This is a genomic window from Nitritalea halalkaliphila LW7 (genome assembly GCF_000265075.1).
GTDB classification, from domain to species: Bacteria; Bacteroidota; Bacteroidia; order Cytophagales; family Cyclobacteriaceae; genus Nitritalea; species Nitritalea halalkaliphila.
On record NZ_AJYA01000080.1, the window covers coordinates 1 to 7220 of the forward strand.

The following is a 7220-nucleotide window of genomic DNA, read 5'->3' on the forward strand; positions in this document are numbered from 1 at the left end:
TGTTAAGCCTTTTTGGAAATTGGAATGCAACCATTTGAATGTTGTGTGAAAACTTTCTAAAACACAAACATAATTAATTAAATTCTTGTGCATAATACAAGAGGAATCAAAATACTAGAAAACCTAAAAATAGATATTTCAATGAAATAATCGGTGAATACACTTCTAGCGATAGAGAAAAGATAACAGGCTTAAATATGAAATTACGCCTATTGAAATTAAGGTTTCAGACTTAATAGAGAACCTACACGACAAGTCATTAAAAGATAAAAAGGAGTACAACTATGAAGATACTGAGCAAATAAACTATGAAATTGAATTCGAAGAAAAGTGCGAAAAAATCATTTCAGATGGTTCAAAAAATGTACTACTATTAAGCCATAATAACTGGACTAAAAGCAAGGTTTCAAATTTAATCCAAAAGGATAGGGTAAGAATATATAATAATCTTTCCAAAGTAAAACTATTTGAGATAGCTGCACAACAAGATGCAAAAGGCCGATTTAACAAAGTTGATTCCGATTCTAAAATATGGAAAGAAGCATTAATTAAATATTACAATCAAAAAACTCACTCAAATCCTTTTTATACCGAAACTGATTTGATGAAGACACTTCAAAAATCAGGCTTGACTATTTCCAATCCAATGACTATCAAAAAATGGTTGACAAAGGACGATAAAGAAAGATTTCCTAATTCAGCAAATAATTTAATTGCAATTAAATCAACATTAAACGACCCAATCCTCAATGATAATTTTGAATCCATAAAAAGAAGTAAAAGGTTTTATAGAGGCATTATGATCTCACTTGGTAGAGACCTAAGTGATGACGTTATGGAGTACATTGTTAGTGGTGGAAAAAGCATTGGAAAGATACTTTCAAATTTCACCAAGGATGAAATAGAAATATTCATTCAAAAAGCAGCACCCGAAAGAACTATTAAAAACATTTCAATTACAGAAGAAGATGAGTCAATTTGATATTTTAGACGAAAAAAGCCAGAGAAATAATACAGAGCAGAATTCTTAAAGGAATGATTGGCCCAGGTTCTGATACTTGGGGAGTTGAGGATAAAGAGGAAATTATTTCCGATTATCCATTACAAAGGTATTTCAGCGGCATTATTTTTCCTGACAAAACTATTTGTAAGACAATTGATGAAAAAGAAAATGCAGATTCAGAAAGTGAAGCTTCTATCGAATCTGAAGAGACAAATGAAGAGGTCATCGAAAAGCAAAAAGAAGAAGATACAAAATTATCAGGCATAGCAAACCCAAATGATGATGTAATTAAAATAAGCCAAAACAACTTCTTCCCAACAAACATAGGTTTGTCAGTTGCTTTACAAAAAGATATCAAGACAATAGATGTTACCTTTTCTTTCGGACTTTATTATCAACCAAAACAATCAAAAATTAAAATTAAAATAAACCAGGCGGGCTACGATTCATTTTTCGAAGAAGGCATTCCTACTCCATTGGCTTGGAGGGACATATTGAAATATGAAGAAGGATATATGTTTCTTGAGAGAGATTTAAAAGGAGAACAATCAAAACCTGAAAGGGAAAATGGAGAATATGGTCAGTTTGATAAATTCAAACATTTCAGTAATCTAAAACGCCAAACTGAAGAAGGTGGATATTTCTCTGCATACTATTACATAAACTATTTAGAGAAACTAGTCAGTCGTGTTTGGAAACGAAAAGATTTTCAGATTACCGAAAAGATAGCAATTGAAAATACTAGCAAACCAATTATACTAAACCTTGGTGATGGAATTTACAAAGACACAAAAGTTGGATATAATATCAAGGTTTATCCCGCTTCAAATTCAAATTACGTAAAAGTCCAAGTAGTAAACTTATCTGAGAAACATCCTTCAAATAGATTCTCAAATAAATCAGAACTATTAAATAAAAAATGCCTGTTTCAAACAGAAATCTCCATAAAATCAACTGGAATTACTGAATACAAGGACCATACTTTATCTACATATTATCCAGATGCTGAACTTGAAGATAAAGAAGCAGAAGAAATAGAATTCATATACAGAAACGTAAACAGCTATGCTGTAGGACACAATTGTTCCGCAAAATGGAATGAAAATCACTCGGTTATACAAACCACGTTTTTGCCAGAACAAAACATAAAAGATGTCATTAATGAATTTGATGACAATAGTCTTGATGATTGTCTTGATATAAAAAATCTATCAAATTGGGGTTTACCAAAAGAAACTATCATTTCCAATTTAAAACGCTTCGTTAAGAGCTACAAAGAGTGGATTGAAAAACAAGAAACTGAAGTTAATAAACTTACTAGAGCAGAAAGCGAAATAGCTAATCGATTAGTGGATAGGCAAAAGGAAAATTTCAACAGATTAAATTCAAATGTTGATTTATTAAATGATGATAAAGTATTTAGGGCTTTTCAGATTGCGAATACTGCAATGCTAATACAATTGATTGTTTCTAATGACAAAAGATTGGGAAAAGTAGAAAAGGAAATTAGCGAATTTGATACCGAATTAGACTTTGACAATCTTGAATTCTTTAAAACCTATGATTCAAAAAAACAATTAGGTTTTATTCCTAAATACAGACCATTTCAATTAGCTTTTTTCATATTGAGCCTAGAAGAAATGGTTGATCCCGAGAAAAGACAACAAAAAAATACTGTTGACTTAATTTGGTTTCCTACAGGTGGTGGAAAAACCGAAGCTTATTTGGCAGTTACTGCCTTTACGATAGCTTACAGGAGAATAAAAAACGATTTAAATTTTGGAGGTACTTCTGTAATAATGAGATATACTCTCAGGTTATTAACTGCTCAACAATTTGAAAGAGCATCAAGATTAATTACCTCACTTGAATTTTTACGAAAGCAGAAAGAATTTAAAAACGACCTGAAAGATGGTGAGGGGAATGAAATTACTATTGGTCTTTGGGTAGGGCAAGCATCTACGCCAAATACAATTCAAGAAGCTAATAAACTGCTTGATGGTGAAAAGTATGGTATGGAGGCGGAAGCACAAAAAGGTAATAATGGAGACCCTCATAAATACAATGAGTTTCAAATAAGTAGTTGCCCTTGGTGTGGTACAAAGTCAATTTCAAAGTTTAAAAACACTAATGGCAAGGAAGTTTGGAAATATGGATTCAAATCAAAAAGAAGTGACTTCATAATACATTGTTTGAATCAAAAGTGCACTTTTCATAAACGGCTGCCGATTCAAGTCGTTGATGAAGTTTTATATCAAAACCCTCCAACACTCCTATTCGGCACAGTTGATAAGTTTGCAATGTTGGCTTGGCAAGATAATGCACACAATTTTTTTAAAGCAAATACAGATGAAGGGCTTCCACCAGATTTGATAATACAAGATGAGTTACACCTTTTAAACGGCCCTTTGGGTTCAGTAACAGGTTTATTCGAAAGTACAATTGAATTATTATGTACAAAGAATGGAATCGGCCCAAAAATCATTTCATCAACTGCAACAACACGAAATACCGATTTACAAATAAAGAGACTTTATGGAAATCGGAAAGTCAATGTGTTTCCACCATCGGGGATAAATTATGATGATAGTTTCTTTGCAAAAGAAAGTAAGGAAAGCAAAAGAAGATATATCGGTTTTATGCCCACAGGCAAAACAGCGATTGATACACAATTACAATTACTTGCCCACTTATTGGTTTCACGCCTTGAGGTCTTTAAAAATTTAGAAACAAAATCACGAACCGACAACTATTGGACAATTGTATCTTATTATAACAGCCTTAAGGACGTAGGAAAGATTTATAACAAGGTGGGTGATGAAGTTTCAAACTTCACATCTACTTTGCAATATCGTTTGAGTCAACTGTTTCAGCCATTTGATGAATATTCATTTAACTTCTATGGTATTCCTAGCAGAACAGAAGAATTGACAAGTCGTGTTGAAAGTGCGAAAATCAAATCAGTGCTTAAAGAAATAGAGAAACCTTTTGACGAAAGTAAATTAGTTACAAGAGAAAAGGGACTGAAATACCTGACTGATGTTGTTGACTTTGTCCTTGCTACAAATATGATTTCCGTGGGTATTGATATTAGCCGACTAAATATTATGGTATTAAACGGAATGCCGAAAAATATTGCAGAATACATTCAAGCTTCCAGTCGTGTTGGCAGAAAAACCAAAGGTTTAGCTATAACACTTCTAGACCCGAATAGAGCACGAGAAAAATCATATTTCGAGCATTTCATAAATTTTCATAGTGCTTTTTACAAATGTGTTGAACCAATAAGTATTACACCGTTTACTGAAAACACAATTGATAAAATGCTCACAACAGCCTTTGTGACATACATAAGAAATAAAATTCCTGCAATGGCTAAAGATGATGAAGCAAGATATTTTGAAAAAGAAAAAAGCAGACGAGTTTATTGATTTCATAAAAATTAGATTTGGTGATAACCCGGATATAATCTCATATTTTATTAGTTCCATAAACGATTTAATTGAAGACTGGCAAAATCGAGCAAGTTTAGGTAGTAAGTTAACGTATAAGTCACTTCTAAAACGACCAACAGAAAAACAAGACGATGGTGTGGATTGGGCAACTATGCAATCTATGAGGGAAATTGACACAGATACTTTTGTAGAAATAAAATCAGTTTACTAATGGCACTACAAAATAGAAATACAAGTTCAGACAAAAAGTTTGTAAAAATTCAAACTAGAAAGGTAATTAGTGCTTATGGTGGTTCAGGCTCTCTAATTGAAACTCCGTATGGTGCTTTAATGATTGAGGATTTTGATAGATGGCCGTTCTTTAAAGGCGATTATAAAGATGGTCAATGGGTTATTAATATCCCAAGTGCCTTTCATATTAATGATGAAAGACTACTACAAAGACTAAATCATAAAAGCGGGTTTTCAAAACTTGAAGCTTTTGTTCACGTGCCCGACAATGTTTCATCAAGTAAACGTGCAGACATACCAGAAAATGAAGATGAAACTATTAGTGCGATATTCTTTCCTAAATGGTTTTATTGTAATAAGTGTGAATGTTTTAAGCCTATTAACCAATGGTGGGATATTTGGAAAAATGTAAAAGGGAGAACAGCTACTAAAAAGGACTTTGCTCCTCCTAAATGCGGCATTTGTTATGAAAAAAGCGAGAAAAAGTACGCTCCTGAATTAGAGCAATTAAGATTTGTAATGACTTCTCCTGATGGTGAAATAAAGGATATTCCTTGGGAACTATGGACTACAGCCCAAAAAGCAATAAAAGACGAAGATTCGGAAAACGGCTCTATTTTACTTGACTATGGAAACCCTTGTTGCGATAAGCAAGATTTACGCTATCTAAAATCAAACAAGTTCTCTGATTTAGCAGGTATAAGAATTAAATGCGTCAATGAAGATTGCGAAACAAAAGGGCGTGAAATTAATTTAGCAGGTTTGTTTGGACTAAGAGTATTTAAGAAATACTTGAAAGATGATGAAGGAAACAAAATACAAAGGGATGGTAAAGATGTAAGAGTGTTTTTTAAACCCGTTATCAGAACAAGTAATAGTGTTTATTACCCGATAATGGTTTCGAGTATTTTCCTGCCAACAGACAAAGGAATAACAATTGAGGATCAAGAAAGCATTGATGAATGGATTAATGAGAATGAAGATGCAGATTTTATTTACCGTGCACTTAAAAAGAAATACCCAATTGAGGTCATAAAAAAATATATTGATAATAAGCAAGTAAACCAGTACGCACCTGAATTAGAATATCGCTTAACTGAATATAATTTTTTAACCAAGTCTGTTGGTTCAAAATATGAAGACCCCTCTAGGAATCTAATTTTCAATAAAGTAGAAAATTCAAAACTCTCAAAACTGGGCATTGAACAACTTATCGGCATAAAAAAACTAAAGATTACATCTGTCCAGACAGGTTTCACTAGGCAGGAGCCTATGACAAGCGATGTTTTTATGTCAGATACAGGAGAAACTTTCACAACTATTAAAGGGAAATTTACTTCTAAATGGAAATTAGACACCAAATATTTACCAGCAGTAGAAAGCTTTGGAGAAGGTATTTTTATATCGTTCTCAAATGAACAAATAGAAAAATGGATTGATAGCTCACTCGGTAGTCAATCTTTTTTAATGAGGATAAATACCCTTTTTCAGAACGCAATAAATCACGAATATAAAAGTGTTCGAGAAAAATTTCTTTCAGAAAGACACTTGGCAAGATTTGTATTAATTCATACGATTTCACATATCCTAATTAAAGAATTGGAATTTTTATGTGGCTATCCTGCAACTTCATTAAATGAAAGACTTTTTATTGATGAGCAAAATATGCAAGGTCTTTTAATTTATACCGTAGCAGGTGCGGAAGGCAGTTTTGGAGGGTTAGTTTCCCAAGCAACAGAACAACAAATAACTCGAATTTTAAAATCTGCATTAAATAGAGCCTCGGATTGTGCTTCTGATCCTATTTGTTATAATACTGATGACGGACAGGGAATCGGTGGCTTAAATATGGCTGCTTGCTACTCTTGTACTTTGGTTCCAGAAAACGCCTGTGAGGAGTTCAATTCATTTCTTGATAGAGCATTACTAATAGACAAAGATTATGGTTTTTTCAAGAAATTATAGTTCCCTACCCTATTTGCAAGCACATTGCCAAAGCCCCGCAAGCCACGCTCAGACCAAAGCTTTGTCAAAGAGCTTGCAAAGCCAACGCAGAAAAAATTGTTTTTAAAAAATTTTTCAACCCCTCAAAAAAATAAAAAACGCTACGCACAACCCGACACAGATAGACAAAAAAACAAACAGGCAATGACACTCAAACCCAACACTGACAATGGTTTACAAGGATGGACGACAGAACACCAGCTGCCAACATATAAGGCTAAACCGAAGTGGAGCGCAGCGGAATTTCGGAATTAGCCCCTGTTGACAGAAGCGTAGCGGGGTTGAGCGGAGATCTAGCTATGGGGATTAAAAGTTTGGAGTGGTTCCTGATGGTTAAAAAATCTGGTTTTTTTAGAGGTGTTTTAGATAGCAGCAATTGACTGCAATCTTTTTTTTTGAGCCTTTTGCTCCGTTGTTTACTGTTTTTTGAGTGTCTGAATATCTTTTAGCAAAAGTTTTCCTTTGCTCGTATGAGCTGTTTTTTTAGTTTTTTGCATGTGCTTTGAGTTTGTTGTTAATGGTTGGCG

The 7220-nt window shown here is 33.4% G+C and carries 4 protein-coding genes; all 4 read left to right on the forward strand.

What is annotated here, in order from left to right; translation table 11 throughout:
• Positions 1–313: 313 nt before the first annotated feature.
• The 4 genes from A3SI_RS23595 to drmB are packed head-to-tail and all read left to right on the forward strand — an operon-like array spanning position 314 to position 6654.
• Entirely contained in the window at positions 314–982 is a 669-nt protein-coding gene (locus A3SI_RS23595) for a hypothetical protein (RefSeq protein ID WP_449406412.1), read from the forward strand.
• Between the two features lie 53 nt (positions 983–1035).
• A complete protein-coding gene (locus A3SI_RS16085) occupies positions 1036–4434 on the forward strand; it encodes a helicase-related protein (RefSeq protein WP_009057555.1) in 3399 nt (1132 codons plus the stop codon).
• The gene (locus A3SI_RS16090) at positions 4403–4669 is read left to right on the forward strand and encodes a hypothetical protein (RefSeq protein WP_162098480.1); all 267 of its coding nucleotides are present in this window, start codon (positions 4403–4405) and stop codon (positions 4667–4669) included. The genes A3SI_RS16085 and A3SI_RS16090 overlap by 32 nt, the downstream gene beginning before the upstream one ends.
• A complete protein-coding gene (gene drmB / locus A3SI_RS16095; protein WP_009057558.1) occupies positions 4669–6654 on the forward strand; it encodes a DUF1998 domain-containing protein in 1986 nt (661 codons plus the stop codon). Before A3SI_RS16090 ends, drmB begins: the two co-directional genes overlap by 1 nt.
• The last annotated feature ends 566 nt before the right edge of the window (positions 6655–7220 follow it).